The following is a 15,620-nucleotide window of genomic DNA, read 5'->3' as shown; positions in this document are numbered from 1 at the left end:
GCGGTCATGGCCAATGGGCTCCGATTCAAAACGGCACGGGATCTTTTCACGGCTTGTCCCGCTATTGCCCGGGACATGGGAACCCTTCCAACCGAACAAAACTCGATCGCGTTTTGCCGCGTCCTCCTCGCTGGGCGCGTTCCCGAGGAAGCGATTACCTTCTGTGCCTACCTGCTTCCCGAGCGGGCCGGGGTCTGGTGGGCCCATGAATGCCTCAGCCATCTGACCGACCTGTTCGATGGAACCGATCAAGAACTGCTTGCGCATGTTCGCGACTGGGTTGGTGAGCCGGACAATCCCCGCCATCGGGCAGTCCTAAGCACAGCTGCTGCGACACCATCGCCGGTCGGCTGGATTGCGCTGGCTGCGGTATGGCCAGACGATGGTTCGGCCACGGCCACGATGATGGCACCGGCCTTGCAACCATTTCCTGCTGCACATGCGGTCAATGCCGGGATTCTGGCCGGACTGGCCCGTGTCGCTCTCGCGGACCGGTTTGCCGTTCTTTCGGCGTTTGTCGAAATGGGCATCCAGATGGCCGAGATCGAGGCGCTGCGGCAATCGGCGGATGCATATTAGGGCCGCTTACTTGCAGCCGCCTTGCGCCCATCTGGCAAGCGCCACCTTGAAGCGTGTTCCCAGGGGATGTTGCAGGCGCAAAACAGAGACATCATTGGCGGCGAAATTCTTCGCCTGATCGCACAGCCGGCCCTCGTTCCATTCATGGCAGCCGTCGCAATGCTTGCCCTCCCAGATCGACTTGTCCAATCCCTCCACCGGACTGAACAGGGGCTTGCCCTTGATCAGCTCTGCGATGCTCTTGCCGTCGATTGCCGCATCGCCGAAATCGATGGGATGGTCAAAAAGGATCGGGGCGTCCGACGCCAGCTTGGGGATTTTCTGGCGCAGCACATCGAGCGCAAGCTGGTCGCCACCTTGGCCTGATGCACTTGCCGCGCCGGTGTTGCGGGCATCGGAGCCGCCTTCGGTCTGAGGTTTGCTTGCCTCGCCCACGATCAACGGCGCATTGAGATCGACCTTGTGCAGAACGACTTCCGTGGTCAGCGAAACGTTGATCCAGGGGCGCTGCTTGCCGGCGGTTGCCTTGAAGACGTCGCCGGTCACCCGGTTCATCGCCTCGCTGATGGAGATGTTGGATTCGCCGATGTGCTGAAGCAGTGCGGCGGTGAAAGGCGAATGTTCACTCGACCCGTCATAGGCGAGTTGATTGGGACTGGCGGCGAATGCGACGAGCGTGCCGGCGCCACCATTCTCGATCGTGATCTCAGCCAGGCCACTGCTCGCGCCCTGGACGCCCGCGGTCTTGGCCAGCACCTCGGCAAGGGGATTGTCGCGGCAAGCATCGAGAAACACCAGCCTGATGCTGGTCTCCCGTGACATCTGGCGCAGAACGAAATCAACCGACACGGCCTCGAAGTCGAGGGAGGTCTCGTCCTCCAGCGCGGCGTCTACCGGAAGCAGATAGTTCTTGCCCGAGACCTGCAAGCCGTGGCCGGCGTAGAAGAACAGCGCGATATCGGCACCGCGCACCTGTTTTGCGAACTGGGCGATCGTCGCCTGCGTCTGCGGCTTGGTCAGGTCGAAGCCGGAAACTACCTCGAAGTCGAGCTTCTTTAGGCGTTCGGCCATGGCCTGGGCGTCGCGCACCGGATTGGTGAGCGGCGCCGCGTGCTGGTACTGCGCGTTGCCTAGGACAAGTGCGACGCGGCGCTCGGCGCTGGCGGCGGTCAAAGTCAACAGCAGGGCGAGCGCCGCGAGCCCGGCGGCGCGAAAGAGGCCACCGCAACGGGCGATCAGGTCGGGACTCACCGCAACCTCAGAGCTTGGTGGCGGAAAACTCGATCCGCCGATTGAGAGCCTTGTTCTTGGGCGTATCGTTGGCGGCAACCGGCCGTTCCTCGCCATAGCCGGTCGCCGTGATCTGCGTGCGAGGGATGCCCGCGGCGACAACGGCGTCAGCAACAGCCTGGGCCCGCCGCTCCGACAGCTGTTTGTTTGCGTCCGGCGAGCCGTCGGAATCGGTATAACCGGAGACCTCGACTTTCAGGCTTGGGCATTTTCCGACGACACCTTCGACCTCGGTCAGCAAGGGACGGCTTTTCGCATCGAGCCGCGCGCTGGCCGGCCGGAAGTAGATGGCGCCGGTGCGCGAAAGCACGGCGAACCTGTTCAGGCATTCCTCGTCGCTGAAGTTCGCCTTGGCGGCATCCGTAGCAACCGGACCTACATCGGCCGAACTCGCGGCGGCGGCCTGGGTGGCGGCCGGCTGGCTGCCGTCGGCGGTGAAGACGAAATCGAACGACACCGACGCGGTGGGCACGATGTTAGTGACATTGGCGGCCTGCTGCAGCTTGTCGACGTTCGGCAGCAGGCCAAAATCCTCGACATGGACAGCGACCGGAGCCTCCGAAGCGACCGACACCATAGCGTCGCTAATCATGGTGACGACGACGCTGGCCTCGAGGTCCTTGTCGACGCCGTGCAGATTGAGGCGGAACGGCAAGGTTGCCTTCACCCTGCGCTTTGTCGCGAGATCGGCGAATGCGGCGGGATCCACTTTCGCCGTCAGCTCGGCGGTCGGGTACTTGAATGTCTCGAAGAACAGGAAGCGCATGCGCACATTGCGCAGGTCGACGCCGGTATCGACCGAATTGAGGTCGAACTTGACCTTGGCATCGCCCGCCGCGCTAAGCGTGCCGGTGATGTTCCTGATCTTGTTGGTTTCGACAATCGTGTTCTTCTTGACCGACTGATAAGTGATCACCGAAGCGGCGGGATCGAGCGTCCAGTTCGGCGCGGCGCTGGCAACTTGCGATCCGAGCAATAGGCTGGATAGCGCGACGATCACGCCAAGAGCGTTTGTGGTTTTCCACCAGAATGCGACGACTTTGAACATGGAACGCCCCTGCCCAGACCACCGTATCTACACGACACTAAGCGGGAGCATAGAGCACTTGCGACTGCTTGGCGACAGCTTCGTGGCGGGTCTGGATGAATTGCTGTCGGCCCGGATCTCGAAGCCGACCTCGGCCGGCTGGGCGGCACCGATCTGGGGTTCGTAGCGCAGCTGGTCGACCTCATCCGCCATCAGGCTCGACTCCGGCGACAGGGCACGATCCGGCAGGGACAGGGTTCCCGTCGCTGGATAGCTCGCGAGTTTCAGGCTGACCGCAAGGGTCCCAATTGCGATACCTATTGTAATACAAATCCTGCCGCCAACGGTAGGTTTCACAACAAATTCAACAGCTTAATGGAACACCGGTGGTACCGTTGGCTGGGATCGAACCAGCGACCTCCGGATCCACAATCCGGCGCTCTAACCATCTGAGCTACAACGGCACATCTTAACGTTAGTAGCAGGACCGGGGTGGAAGGTTCACTCTCCGCGATCCGCTCTTTCGTTCGGCGATGCGTCCTTACGGGCTTATGAATTCTAATTCAAGGCTTTTGCAAAGCAAAGGCCACTTCCCTACAGCGGCGCACCTTTCGCCGGGCAAAGAAAAAGGCCGGCGGGAGGAGGTGCCGGCCTTTTCCTGTTACGAGCCAGCGGGAGGAGGTGCTGGCTGGTCACCCCGAAGAGCAGAGGGAGGAGGTTCCACTCGCCGGGTATTCTCGCTTGATCGCCACTATCTCACGTCTATTTGTCCGACAAAATGCGACCTTTTGTTGCATCCGCGGACGGTGCGCTATTAGGCGGCCTTGATTTCCTTGATCGCCTTCTCGAAGGCGGTCTTGATCGGCTTCGAGACGTCCTCGGCCGCCTTCGAGGCAACGGCCTGGAAGTCCTTGGCCTGCTCGACGGTCAGTTCGACGCGCTTACGCAGGAACGCGGTCTGGAGCTCGACGATTTCCGACAGCGACTTCGCGCCGATCAGGGCTTCGAGATGCGAGAAGCCGGCCTCGGCATTGGCGCGCAGCGCGGTGATGGTCTTGAGCGACAGGTCGCTGGAAACAGCCTTGGCGGTTTCATAGGTCGACTCCAGGGCCTTCTGGGTCTCCTCGGCACCGGTCTTGAGCTTGGCGTAGGCTTCCTTCGACTGCTCAACGCCCTTTTCGGCGAAAGCGCGCATCTGGTCGGTGGCCTTGGAAGCGTCGAAGCTCGGGAATTCAACGTTTTCGATCGTCTCGGCGGTCTTGGTCCTGGACATTTTCCATCCTTTGGCAGCGGCTTTGACAGAAAGCCGTCTCGTTCATGTATGATGTCAATATAAAGGCAAATCTTGTGCATTGCAATATCTTTGTTGCAGTGCACAAAAAATGTTTTCGGACGTTAACCAAACGGCCAAAATTCAGCCGTTGCACGTTCTGGCTTGTGGACCTTCGTGGCTGCGGCTTTTATTAACAAAGCGTTAACTGCAAATTCGCCGCTCCGTGAGGGTTCGCCAAGCGCATGCCGTCCGAATATTCCTTCCTCGACGTCGCCGTGCTCGACGCGGTCCGCCTGCGGTTTGCCGCCGGTGACGCGATCGCGATCCTGTCGGTGGACCTCGAGCAGGTGATCTGGGCCAACGGGCCAGGCGCCGCCATGTTTGGCTATCCCGATATCGAAGCGATCATCGGGGCCTCGGCGCGGCTGCCGCTGATCGCACGCCGCCAGATCATGGCGACCAGCGGTTTTCCCAAGATCGGCGTCGATCGATCGATCACCGTGCGCCTTGCGACCGGCATGACCAGTCGCGCCGTCGGCTTTCTCGCCAGTGCCGTGACGCTGCCCGATGGCGAGAATGCCATCATGCTGGCGGTACCGGTCGCGCGGACCGGCTCGCGCAGTGCCGCCGAGATCGCCGGCCGGGCAATCAGCGGCTTTACCGAAGACGGCCATTTCATCGCCTTCATTGATGGCAAGGGCAATGTCGAGGCCGCCTCGGAGGGGTTTTCGGCGCTCGACATCCAGCCCGCGACATTGGCGGCCCTGGTGGCCGACGTCGCGGCCGAGGGCGAGCGCATCGTCAAGCGCCTCGTTCCGGGCGGCATGACCTCCTACCCCGCCGGCCTCGCCCGGCTGACGCCGGAGCGGCATCTGCTGGTGGTGATCGACGAGGACCAACTCGAGGACAGCGCGGCTCCGGCAGACGGCTCGCCGGCGACAACGGAAAGCCGCGCCGAGGAGATTGGCGTTCGGATGGCGGGAACCGCCGCGACAGGATCCGATCCTCGGCAGGACAATGGGGCGACAGCCGATGTTACGCGGACAGAGGCGAGCGAGCGGTTGCCCGCCGCTGCCGCGACCGAGCACGAACACGTCCCTTCCGAGCCAATGGCTGGCGATATGCCGGAACCGACAGCGCAGGGGATCGAGGAGCCGGCCGGGCCTACACCCGTTGCCGCCGACAATGATCAGTCGGTTGCGGGCACGCCGGGCCAGCACGATCATTGGTATTTCAATGCCGGAGAAGACGACGCGCCAGCCTTGCCGGAACCGAAACGGGTGACAGAGGCGGTCGGCACCGAAGCTGCGGCGCACAGCGTAAAGCAGGCCGAGGCCACCTCGCCCGTAGTGCCGACCGCGACCATGGCCACCCGGACCATAGACCGTTCGGCCGCACCGATGCGTTTTGTCTGGCGGACCGACGCCGAGGGCAAGTTTAGCGCCCTGTCTCCAGAATTCGCCGATCTCGTCGGCCATCCAGCCGCCGACGTGATCGGCCGGCGCTTCCGGGATGTGGCGGCGGCCTTCGGCCTTGATGCATCCGGTGAGATCGCCGGCCTGCTGGAGCGGCGCGACACCTGGTCCGGCCGCTCGGTGCTGTGGCCGGTCGTCGGTACCGACCTGAAGATCCCTGTCGACCTCGCGGCATTGCCTGTCTATGGCCGCGGCCGCGCCTTCGAAGGCTTCCGCGGCTTCGGCGTCGCGCGAACCGGGGATGCGGTCGTCGATCCGGAGGCGATCGGCATGGCATTGGTGCCGAATGGCGAAATGCCGGCGGCACCCAAGCCGGAAGCCATGGAGACAGTGCCGAAAAACTCGAAGGCCGAAGAGCCAAAGGCATCGGATCCGTTCAAGGGCGAAGTGCCGGCGCTGACCATCGTCCCGAAGCCGGAGCGGCGCTTTGCCGACAAGGTCATCCGGTTGGCCGAACACCGGCAGCCTGCCAACGACAAGGGGCTGTCCTCGCTGGAACGCAGCGCATTCCGCGAGATCGGCGAGCGGCTGAAGAAAGACAGTTCCACGGCGGAGCCGCCGGCAGCAGCCGAGCCGGCAAGGCAGGCGGAACAAGGTGCCGGAACAGGGTCTTTGCCCGGGCCGCACGACGCGGCCAAGCCGGAGACCGATGCGAAGCCGCGGGCGGATATCGCCAAACCGAATGCCGGGCCAGCAGATTCGAACCAGGAACCGGCGAGCGACCCGGCGCATGAGATGTCGGCGCCCGATGCGGAAGACGAGCCGGATGCGGGCGAATTTTCCCCAAGCGACGCCGAGGATCGGAGGGATCTGGCGCGGCTCGACGGTGCGCAACCGGACCAGGCAGAACAACAGGCGCCTGCCTCCGGATCCCCGCCGCCACAGGCCTCGGGCTCCCTGCTGGACTATGCCGCCGACGACAGCGACAAAGAGGCGACGACGACCGAGAATGGCGAGGCGGTGGCGCAGGCAGAACCTGCCCAGGCACCGGCGGATGACGACAGCATGACGTCAGACGATTTTCGCGACGCTGAGGATGACGAGGATTGGAGCGGCGACGCAGCAACTGCATCCGCCGATCATGCTGTTGCTGCCACCGAGAGAACGCATCATGCGGCCGAGACGCCCATCCAGCAGCCGCGCCTGCACGTACCGCCGCTCAAGACCGAAGGGTTCATGCCATCGGCTTTTTCCGTCGGCACAGAAAACAAGACGCCCGACACATCGCTGCTTGGCAAGCTGCCGGTGCCGCTGATCATCCATTCGGGCGACCAGTTGCACTATGCCAACGAGGAATTCCTCGACCTGACCGGGTACGCGACGCTGGAGGACCTGGAGGATGCGGGCGGCCTCGGCGCCTTGTTTGCCGATCCCTATGCCGATGACGGCGCCTCCGACGGCAGCGACCGGGCGCTGCGGCTGAAGACGCGCGACGGACAGGAGTTCCCGATCGACGCCATCCTGCGCTCCGTGCCCTGGCGCGACGGCAAGGCCCTGATGCTGGTCGTTCGCCGTTCCGGCGAGGATGATGCGCCGGCGGCGGCGCACGCGATCGGCGAGGAGCCGACGAAGCCCGACATTTCCGAACTCAAGGCACGCATCGCCGAGATGCGCACCATCATCGACACCGCCACCGACGGGGTCGTGCTGATCGGCAGCGACGGCACCATCCGTTCGATCAGCCGCCCGGCCGAGGCGCTGTTCGGTTTCGACAGCGACGAGGTGACCGGCAAGCCGTTCGCCTCGCTGTTTGCCATCGAGAGCCAGCGCGCGGCGCGCGACTATCTCACCGGCCTGTCGGAGCCTGGTGTGGCGAGCGTCTTGAATGACGGCCGCGAGGTGATCGGCCGCGAAGCACAGGGACGCTTCATCCCGCTGTTCATGACCATCGGCCGATTGCCCAATGACAGCGGCTTCTGTGCCGTGGTGCGCGACATAACGCAGTGGAAACGGGCCGAAGAGGATCTCACCCAGGCGCGTGCGGTGGCCGAACGCGCCTCCTCGCAGAAGACAGATTTCCTCGCCCGCATCAGCCACGAGATCCGCACGCCGCTCAACGCCATCATCGGCTTTTCCGAACTGATGGTGGACGAGAAGTTCGGGCCGGTGGCCAATGACCGCTATCGCGATTATCTGCGCGATATCAACCGCTCGGGCAACCACGTGCTCGATCTGGTCAACGACCTCCTGGATATCTCGAAGATCGAGGCCGGCCAGCAGGAAATGGCTTATGAGGCGGTGTCGCTCAACGATACCCTGGCCGAAACCGTGGCGATGATGCAGCCCCAGGCCAACCGCGAACGCGTCATCATCCGCTCCAGCTTCGCCTCGCGGCTGCCGGAAGTGGTGGCCGACCTGCGCAGCGTGCGCCAGATCGCGCTCAACATCCTGTCCAACGCCGTGCGCTATACCCAGGCTGGCGGTCAGGTGATCGTCTCGACCGCCTACGAGACCTCGGGCGACGTCGTCATGCGGGTGCGCGACACCGGCATCGGCATGAGTCAGGCCGAGATCGAGCAGGCGCTGAAGCCGTTCAAGCAGATCAACGCGCTGAAGCGCGGGCGCGGCGACGGCACCGGCCTTGGCCTGCCGCTGACCAAGGCGATGGTGGAGGCCAACCGCGCCCGCTTCACCATCAATTCGACGCCCGGCGAAGGCACGCTGGTGGAGGTTGCGTTCCCCTCGACCCGGGTGCTGGCGGAATAGCAAGCCAAGAAAAAAGGCGTCCAATAGGACGCCTTAGGAAATGAGATTGCTGTCACAACGGGGGCTTGAGCTGAATTCAGATCCTCGGGGCTGAGGAACGGGATTTCTCCCTCAAGTTACGTGCGACTATCGACGCCGGGCCTTAACAAGTCCTTACCGGGTCGGCAAAAAATTTACGAATGTGTACCACTCATGAAATCTAGGTAAATTCGTGCGGCATATTTCGTTAACCATGCCGGTCGCGTTCATTGCGCGAGTTGCGGCAAGTCGCGGAACAGCTCCAGCGCTTCCGGGTTGGCCAGGGCTTCCTTGTTCTTGATGGCGCGGCCGTGCACGACATCGCGCACCGCAAGCTCGGTGATCTTGCCCGACTTGGTGCGGGGGATGTCGGAGACGGCGACGATCCTGGCCGGAACATGGCGTGGGCTGGCGCCGCCGCGGATCTTGGCCCGGATGCGCTTTTCGAGATCGTCGTCGAGCTTGACACCGGCGGCAAGCCGCACGAACAGCACGACGCGCACATCATTGTTGAAATCCTGGCCGATGCACAGCGCCTCCAGGATTTCCGGCATCTGCTCGACCTGGTTGTAGATCTCGGCGGTGCCGATGCGTACACCGCCGGGGTTGAGCGTCGCGTCGGAGCGGCCATGGATGACCATGCCGCCATGATCGGTCCATTCGGCGAAATCGCCATGGCACCAGACATTGTCGAAACGCTCGAAATAGGCCGCCTGGTATTTCTTGCCGTCGGGATCGTTCCAGAAGCCGATCGGCATGGACGGAAACGCCCTGGTGCATACCAGTTCCCCCTTCTCTTGCCGGACCGGCTTGCCGTCATCGTCCCAGACGTCTACGGCGAGGCCTAGGCCCGGCCCCTGGATCTCCCCGGTCCAGACCGGCTGGGTCGGCACGCCGAGCACGAAGCACGAGACGATATCGGTGCCGCCGGACACCGAGGCCAGGTGCACGTCCTTCTTGATGCCATCATAGACGAAGCGGAAATCCTCGGGGGAAAGCGGCGATCCGGTGGAGGATATGGCCCGTATCGTCGACAGATCATGGCTGCGGATCGGCTTGAGACCGGCCTTGCGCACGGAATCGATGAACTTGGCCGAGGTACCGAGAAAGGTCATCTTCTCGGCATCGGCGAAATCGAACAGCACATTGCCGTCAGGATAGAAGGGAGAACCGTCGTAGAGCAGCAACGTGGCGCCGGACGCGAGGCCCGAAACCAGCCAGTTCCACATCATCCAGCCGCAGGTGGTGAAATAGAAGAATCGATCGCCATCGCCGAGGCCGGCATGCAACCGATGTTCCTTGACATGCTGAATGAGCGTGCCGCCGGCGGAATGGACGATGCATTTGGGAACGCCGGTGGTACCGGACGAAAACAGGATGTAGAGCGGATGCGAAAACGGCAGCCGCTCGAAGGTGACGGGCCTGGCGGCAAAGGGCGACAGGGCCTCTTCCATCGCCACCGCCTTGTCGATGGTATCAGCCACGTCGGCGGAGGTGCCGAGATAGTCGACGAGCAGGACTTTGCGGACGCCGCCGAGCCTGGCCGCGACCGCCTTGACCTTGTCGGCGACCTCGATCGCCTTGCCATTGTACCAATAGCCGTCCGGCGCGATGAAGATGACGGGCTCGATCTGGCCGAACCGATCGAGCACGCCCTGCTCGCCGAAATCGGGAGAACAGGATGACCACACCGCCCCGATCGAGGCCGCGGCCAGCATGGCGGCGACGGCCTCGGGCATGTTGGGCATCATCGCCGCTATACGGTCACCCTTCTTCACCTTGAGCGACAGGAAAAGCTGCTGCAGGCGCGAGACCAGGCCATGCAGTTCATTCCACGACAGCCGCCTCTCGACCTTGTCCTCGCCGCGAAAGACGATAGCCTCGCCGGCGCCGGTCTTTTTCAGAAGGTTTTCGGCGAAATTCAACGACGCGTCCGGAAAGAAGGAAGCGCCGGGCATCTTCTCGCCGTCGAGCAGCAGTCGTTCACCCTTGTCGCCTTCAAGACCGCAGAAATCCCAGACGAGATCCCAGAACGCCTCCCGGTTCTCGACCGACCAGCGGTGGAGGTCGGCATAGGACGAGAATGGACTGCCGGTACTCGCTGCCGCGGCCTTCATGAAAGCGGTCAACGGCGAGGCATCAATCTGGTCTTGTGTCGGGGTCCAGAGCGGTACTTCGCCAGCCATGATCGATCCTCCCACGGTCGCCATCGCTTATGCATATCGCGGCGCAGCAGAGCAAGATTTTGTTGGGCCGATGCGGTCAGGTGTGCGCAAATGCCATCGCCGGGCCATAATGACTTGAAATGCGTCGGCCCTAAGTCGTAGTGACGGCAGGGGGTTACACCCGTCGGACGCTCGTTTTGTCGGAATGGAAGCATACGGGGCTATATGCCATCATCCTTGATCCGCCGCGGAGTATGGGCGATCGGCGCTGCCGCGATCGTCATCGCTCTGGTGATCGCGGCGCTGCCGCTGATCGCTTCGACGCGGATCGTGCGTGACCGCATCGCGTGGGAATTGAGCGCCTGGAGCGGCTTTCGGGTTGCCATCGCGGGATCGCCACGCATCGAGGTCTGGCCAAAATTCCGCGCGATCCTGACCGATGTGACGCTGTCGAAGTGGACCGAAGGCGATGCGCCGCCGGTCGTCGAAGCCGAACGGGTCGAGGTCGACCTCTCGGCCATGGCGGCATTGCAGGGTGACGTGGTGTTTTCGACGGCACGGCTGGTGCGGCCGACGATCCGGGTCCAGCGCACGGCGGACGGTCTGTTCCTGCCCACGGCGCCGACCGGCGGGCGCATCGCGCGCTCCATCGACGCGGCTCGCGGCCTGGTCAACGCCGACCCCGCCAAGCCCGACCTCGACAAGCTGCCGGCCGACACTTTCGGCACCGTGGAGTTCAGGGACGGTCGCATGGTGGCGTCCGTCAACGGCAAGGATGAAGAGATCCTGAGCAGTCTTAGCGGCCAGGCCACCTGGGCGGCGATGAACAGCAATGCGACACTGTCCGCGACCGGGATCTGGCGTGGCGAAAGCGTGACCGTGGACGCCGCCTCGCCGAGGCCGCTGGTCCTGTTTGCCGGGGGCATGGCGCCGCTGACCCTGTCCTTCAAGGCGGCGCCGGCCACCTTCTCCTTCGACGGCACGGCCAGCATGTCCGAAAACGCCTATTTCGACGGCCAGGTAAAATTCGCGGCTCCTTCGCTGCGCCGCGTACTGGAATGGTCGCAGGCCGGCATCGCGCCGAGCGCCGCGATCGGCTCGGTCAGCATCTCGAGCAAGGTCACGGCATCGGCCGGACGCGTCAAGTTCGAGAACACGGCGCTGGCGCTAGACAACAATCCGGGCATGGGTGCGCTGGACGTGTCGCTTGGCGAGGCACAGCCCGTGATCTCGGGCACGCTGGCCTTCGACACGCTCGACCTCAGGTCGTTTCTATCCGCCTTCACGTCGCTGGGACCGGCGAACAGCGGCGAGCCAGGTCAGATCGACACAAGTTTCGCCGACCGGGTCAACCTCGATCTCAGGCTGTCGGCAGCGCATGCCACGGCAGGGAGCATCCAGCTTGCCGATGTCGCGGCCACCGCGCAGGTCAAGGACGGCCTTTCCGTCTTCGACATCTCCGACGCCTCCGCCTTCGGCGGCAACATCCAGACCAGCCTTCGCTTCGACCGCAAGCCAGAGGGCACCCAGGTCGAGATCAGGCTGCTGGCCTCCGATGTCGATGGCGGCGCGTTCGGCACCGCGGCCGGGATGACCCGGCTGGTGCCGGTCGGCACGGGCACCGTTTCGGTCATCCTCAAGGGACCAGGAAGGACTTGGGATTCGGTTTTTGAGAATGCCGACGGCTCGGTCTCGGCGACCTTTGGCCCTGGCGCGCTCAGCAAAGTCAACCTGCCGGCCTTTCTCAAGCATACCGAACAAGGCGGCTTCTTCGCGCTCGACGATGTCTCGGACGGGACGCTGCCCATCGATGGCGCCGAAGTGAAGGCAACCATTTCGCGAGGCGTGGCCAGACTGGACAAGGCCGAGGCCAATTCGGCGAAATACAAGATCTGGCTTTCCGGCATCGCATCCTACGCAGGACGCGGACTGGCGCTGTCGGGCGGTGTTATCCAGCCGGATCAGCCAGCAACCCAGAAGAGCGGCCAGCAGGGACCCAACCAGTCGTCGTTTTTCGTCGGCGGCACGTGGAGCACGCCGTTCATTTCACCCATCAGCCGCGGCGTTTCGGGCGAATAAGGCCTGGCCGCTCAGTTGAAACGCTCTAACCGCGCTGCGCGGCCCGCTCGTCAAGCTGCCGCTGCACCTCGCGCCGCTTATTGGCGACCGAAGCGATGATGACGCCAATCGTGACGATCGCGATCAGGAGGGTGCAGGCGGCATTGATCTCCGGCGTCACACCGAGGCGGACCTGGCTGTAGATCTTCATCGGCAGCGTGGTGGCGCCGGGGCCCGAAGCAAAGCTGGCGATGACAAGGTCGTCCAGCGACAGCGTGAAGGCCAGCATCCAGCCGGACACGATCGCCGGCAGAATGACTGGCAGGGTGATCTGGAAAAAGGTCTTCACGGGCGGCGCGCCAAGATCCATGGCGGCTTCTTCCAGCGAGCGATCGAAGCTGACAAGCCGCGACTGCACGACAACAGCGACAAAGCACATCGTGAAGGTGATATGCGCGAGGATCACGGTCGTCATGCCGCGATCCATGCCGATGGCGACAAACAGCAGGAGCAGCGACAGGCCGGTAATGACGTCAGGCATGACCAATGGTGCGAAGATCATGCCGGAGAACAGGACCCTGCCCCGGAAGCGTGTGTAGCGGGTCAGCGCCAAGGCCCCCATTGTGCCGAGAACGGTGGCCACGGTCGCTGAAATCAGACCGACGCGGATGGTCACCCATGCGGCGTCCATCAGGCCCTGATTGTGGAACAGCGATACGTACCATTTCGTGGAAAAGCCGCCCCAGACGGTGACGAGCTTGGACTCGTTGAAGGAGAAGACGACGAGCAGCACGATCGGCAAATAGAGAAAGGCAAAACCGAGCGTGATCGAGGTGATGTTGAAGCGGCTCCAGGTGGTATTCACTTGTCCTGCTCCTGCGCGCGGGCCTGGGCATGCTGGAACAACACGATCGGTACGATCAGCAGCAGCAGCAGGATGACGGCGACGGCCGACGACACCGGCCAGTCACGATTGGCGAAAAACTCGTTCCACAGTGTCTTGCCGATCATCAGCGTCTGCGAGCCGCCGAGCAAATCGGGGATGACGAACTCGCCGACGGCAGGGATGAACACCAGCAGGCAGCCGGCTATGACGCCGGGCAGCGACAGCGGAAAAGTGATCTTCCAGAAGGCTGACGTCGGCGGGCAGCCGAGGTCCTTGGCTGCCTCGATCAGCGAATAGTCCATTTTTTCCAGCGACGAGTAAAGCGGCAGCACCATAAACGGCAGGTAGGAATAGACGATGCCGATGAAGATGGCCGTGTAGGTGTTGAGGATCACCAGCGGCTGATTGATGATGTGCAACGACAAGAGCAACTGGTTGAGCAGTCCCTCGGGCTTGAGGATGCCGATCCAGGCATAGACGCGGATCAGGAACGACGTCCAGAACGGCAGGATGACCAGCATCAGCAATGTCGGGCGGATTGTCGCCGGAGCGCGGGCCATGCCATAGGCGATGGGATAGCCAACCAGCAGGGTCAGCACCGTCGAGATGGCTGCGATGACGACGCTGGTGAGATAGGCCTTGAAATAGAGCGCGTCCTGCGTCAGCCAGACATAATTGTCGAAGTTGAGGTCGCGAAAACCGGCGAAGAAACCGGAAACGCCGTCCCTGAAATCGAGCACCGGCGTATAGGGCGGCATGGCGATAGCGGTCTGCGACAGCGAGATCTTGAAGACGATGACGAAGGGAACAAGAAAGAAGAACAGCAGCCAGAGATAGGGAACGATGATGACGAGCCGGCTGACGAAGCCGGCACCGAGCCGCGTCAGGAACGGATTGGCGGCAGTGGGTGGCGCGGCGGCATCGGTAACGGCGATGTTGGACATGGCCGTCCCCTACCGTGCCAGCACGACGCCGGCGTCGGGCCGGAAAGACACCCAGGCGCGGTCGTTCCAGGTCAGTGGATCCTCGGTCACACGGGCCGCGTTCAAGGCGCTTGCCCGCACGATCTGCCCGTCGTCCAGCCTGACGTGATAGACAGTCATGTCGCCGAGATAGGCTATGTCGTAAACCTCACCCTCCAGCGCGTTGACGGCATCGGCCGGCTTCTTAGACGAGACCCTGATCTTCTCCGGCCTGACGGCGAACACGATATCCGCATTGGCCTTTGCAGCCGCGCCGCCATTCTCGACGACGATCTGAGCTCCGCTTGGACCTGTAATACGCGTCGTGTTGGCTGCCTGTTCGGCAACCTTGCCCTCGAACATGTTCACGTTGCCGACGAAATGAGCGACGAAGCGCGACGTCGGGGCCTCATAGACTTCCGGCGGCGTCGCCACCTGCATGACCTCGCCCTTGTCCATGATGGCGATGCGGTCGGCCATCGTCATCGCCTCTTCCTGATCATGGGTGACGACGACGAAGGTGAGACCAAGCTCCTGCTGCAGATCCATCAGTTCGAACTGAGTTTCCTCGCGCAATTTCTTGTCGAGCGCGCCGAGCGGCTCGTCGAGCAGCAGCACCTTCGGTCGCTTGGCGACCGAGCGGGCAAGCGCGACGCGCTGGCGCTGACCGCCGGAGAGCTGATGCGGCTTGCGCTTGGCGAACTGCTCGAGCTTGACCAGCTTCAGCATGTCGGCGACGCGCTTTTCGATATCGGGCTTCGGCATGCCTTCCTGCTTGAGGCCGAAGGCGATGTTCTTCTCGACCGTCATATGCGGGAACAGGGCATAGGACTGGAACATCATGTTGACCGGCCGGCGATAGGGTGGAATGCCGCGCAGATCCTGGCCGTCGAGCAGGATGCGTCCGGCCGTCGGCTCCTCGAAGCCGGCAAGCATCCTGAGCAGCGTCGACTTTCCGCAACCCGATGCGCCAAGCAAAGCGAAGAATTCACGCTCGAAAATGGTCAGCGACAGATTGTTGACGGCGGTAAAGTCACCGAATTTCTTGGTGACTTTGTCGAACTGGATATATGGCTTGGCGTTCGGGTCGTTCCATGGCGCGAAGTCCCTGCGGATGCTGCCAAGCGATTTCATATCCCCACTCCGTGCTTTTTTATTCCCCAAAAGAATCAACCCCGGCA

General features: G+C 62.9%; 11 protein-coding genes and 1 tRNA gene. 4 read left to right on the top strand and 8 right to left on the bottom strand.

The features are described from left to right. Positions 1-6: 6 nt before the first annotated feature. Positions 7-579: a DUF6931 family protein gene (locus tag ACVWWD_RS13055; RefSeq protein WP_031248036.1), complete on the top strand. Its 573-nt coding sequence runs from the start codon at positions 7-9 to the stop codon at positions 577-579. Between the two features lie 6 nt (positions 580-585). Here the strand turns inward: ACVWWD_RS13055 and ACVWWD_RS13050 are convergent, their stop codons facing one another. Both ACVWWD_RS13050 and ACVWWD_RS13045 read right to left on the bottom strand, forming a co-directional pair. After that, entirely contained in the window at positions 586-1,830 is a 1,245-nt protein-coding gene (locus ACVWWD_RS13050) for a caspase family protein (RefSeq protein WP_352553212.1), read from the bottom strand. A 7-nt stretch (positions 1,831-1,837) separates the two neighbouring features. Then, a complete protein-coding gene (locus ACVWWD_RS13045) occupies positions 1,838-2,917 on the bottom strand; it encodes an OmpA family protein (RefSeq protein ID WP_023772841.1) in 1,080 nt (359 codons plus the stop codon). On the opposite strand from ACVWWD_RS13045, the gene ACVWWD_RS13040 reads away from it, so the two are divergent. Further along, positions 2,916-3,083, top strand: coding sequence for a hypothetical protein (locus ACVWWD_RS13040; protein ID WP_457103106.1), 168 nt, complete (start codon positions 2,916-2,918; stop codon positions 3,081-3,083). The two genes, ACVWWD_RS13045 and ACVWWD_RS13040, sit on opposite strands and share 2 nt — an antisense overlap. 200 nt (positions 3,084-3,283) lie before the next feature. Here the strand turns inward: ACVWWD_RS13040 and ACVWWD_RS13035 are convergent. Further along, a tRNA-His gene (locus tag ACVWWD_RS13035) sits at positions 3,284-3,360 on the bottom strand. Positions 3,361-3,710: 350 nt separating this feature from the next. Then, positions 3,711-4,169: a phasin gene (locus ACVWWD_RS13030; protein WP_352550195.1), complete on the bottom strand. Its 459-nt coding sequence runs from the start codon at positions 4,167-4,169 to the stop codon at positions 3,711-3,713. 242 nt (positions 4,170-4,411) lie between these two features. On the opposite strand from ACVWWD_RS13030, the gene ACVWWD_RS13025 reads away from it, so the two are divergent. Beyond that, on the top strand, positions 4,412-8,350 hold the full coding sequence (locus tag ACVWWD_RS13025; RefSeq protein WP_457103105.1) for a PAS domain S-box protein: 3,939 nt from the start codon (positions 4,412-4,414) through the stop codon (positions 8,348-8,350). A 245-nt stretch (positions 8,351-8,595) separates the two neighbouring features. On the opposite strand, the gene ACVWWD_RS13020 is transcribed toward ACVWWD_RS13025, so the two are convergent. Then, a complete protein-coding gene (locus ACVWWD_RS13020; RefSeq protein WP_352550197.1) occupies positions 8,596-10,554 on the bottom strand; it encodes an acetoacetate--CoA ligase in 1,959 nt (652 codons plus the stop codon). A gap of 204 nt (positions 10,555-10,758) precedes the next feature. Here ACVWWD_RS13020 and ACVWWD_RS13015 point away from each other — a divergent pair, with 204 nt between their 5' ends. Beyond that, entirely contained in the window at positions 10,759-12,612 is a 1,854-nt protein-coding gene (locus ACVWWD_RS13015) for an AsmA family protein (protein WP_352550198.1), read from the top strand. Positions 12,613-12,637: 25 nt separating this feature from the next. Here ACVWWD_RS13015 and ACVWWD_RS13010 read toward each other — a convergent pair whose 3' ends face one another. Genes ACVWWD_RS13010 through ACVWWD_RS13000 form a run of 3 tightly spaced genes read right to left on the bottom strand, consistent with a single transcriptional unit; the run spans position 12,638 to position 15,573 of the window. Then, positions 12,638-13,456 (bottom strand): ABC transporter permease, encoded by an 819-nt coding sequence (locus ACVWWD_RS13010; protein WP_023772835.1) that lies wholly within the window; start codon positions 13,454-13,456, stop codon positions 12,638-12,640. Continuing rightward, positions 13,453-14,421 (bottom strand): ABC transporter permease subunit, encoded by a 969-nt coding sequence (locus ACVWWD_RS13005; protein ID WP_015316314.1) that lies wholly within the window; start codon positions 14,419-14,421, stop codon positions 13,453-13,455. The genes ACVWWD_RS13010 and ACVWWD_RS13005 overlap by 4 nt, the downstream gene beginning before the upstream one ends. A 9-nt stretch (positions 14,422-14,430) precedes the next feature. Then, positions 14,431-15,573, bottom strand: coding sequence for an ABC transporter ATP-binding protein (locus ACVWWD_RS13000; RefSeq protein WP_023772833.1), 1,143 nt, complete (start codon positions 15,571-15,573; stop codon positions 14,431-14,433). Between the last annotated feature and the right edge of the window lie 47 nt (positions 15,574-15,620).

The organism is Mesorhizobium sp. URHB0026 (assembly GCF_054059755.1).
The sequence above is the reverse complement of the archived record's forward strand: the minus strand, read 5'-3'. Positions and strand labels throughout refer to the sequence as shown.

Coding starts and splice junctions, on each gene's coding strand:
- ACVWWD_RS13055 (WP_031248036.1), top strand. CDS start 7: ATGGCCAATGGGCTCCGATTCAAAACGGCACGGGATCTTTTCACGGCT.
- ACVWWD_RS13040 (WP_457103106.1), top strand. CDS start 2,916: ATGGAACGCCCCTGCCCAGACCACCGTATCTACACGACACTAAGCGGG.
- ACVWWD_RS13045 (WP_023772841.1), bottom strand. CDS start 2,917: ATGTTCAAAGTCGTCGCATTCTGGTGGAAAACCACAAACGCTCTTGGC.
- ACVWWD_RS13030 (WP_352550195.1), bottom strand. CDS start 4,169: ATGTCCAGGACCAAGACCGCCGAGACGATCGAAAACGTTGAATTCCCG.
- ACVWWD_RS13025 (WP_457103105.1), top strand. CDS start 4,412: ATGCCGTCCGAATATTCCTTCCTCGACGTCGCCGTGCTCGACGCGGTC.
- ACVWWD_RS13020 (WP_352550197.1), bottom strand. CDS start 10,554: ATGGCTGGCGAAGTACCGCTCTGGACCCCGACACAAGACCAGATTGAT.
- ACVWWD_RS13015 (WP_352550198.1), top strand. CDS start 10,759: ATGCCATCATCCTTGATCCGCCGCGGAGTATGGGCGATCGGCGCTGCC.
- ACVWWD_RS13005 (WP_015316314.1), bottom strand. CDS start 14,421: ATGTCCAACATCGCCGTTACCGATGCCGCCGCGCCACCCACTGCCGCC.
- ACVWWD_RS13000 (WP_023772833.1), bottom strand. CDS start 15,573: ATGAAATCGCTTGGCAGCATCCGCAGGGACTTCGCGCCATGGAACGAC.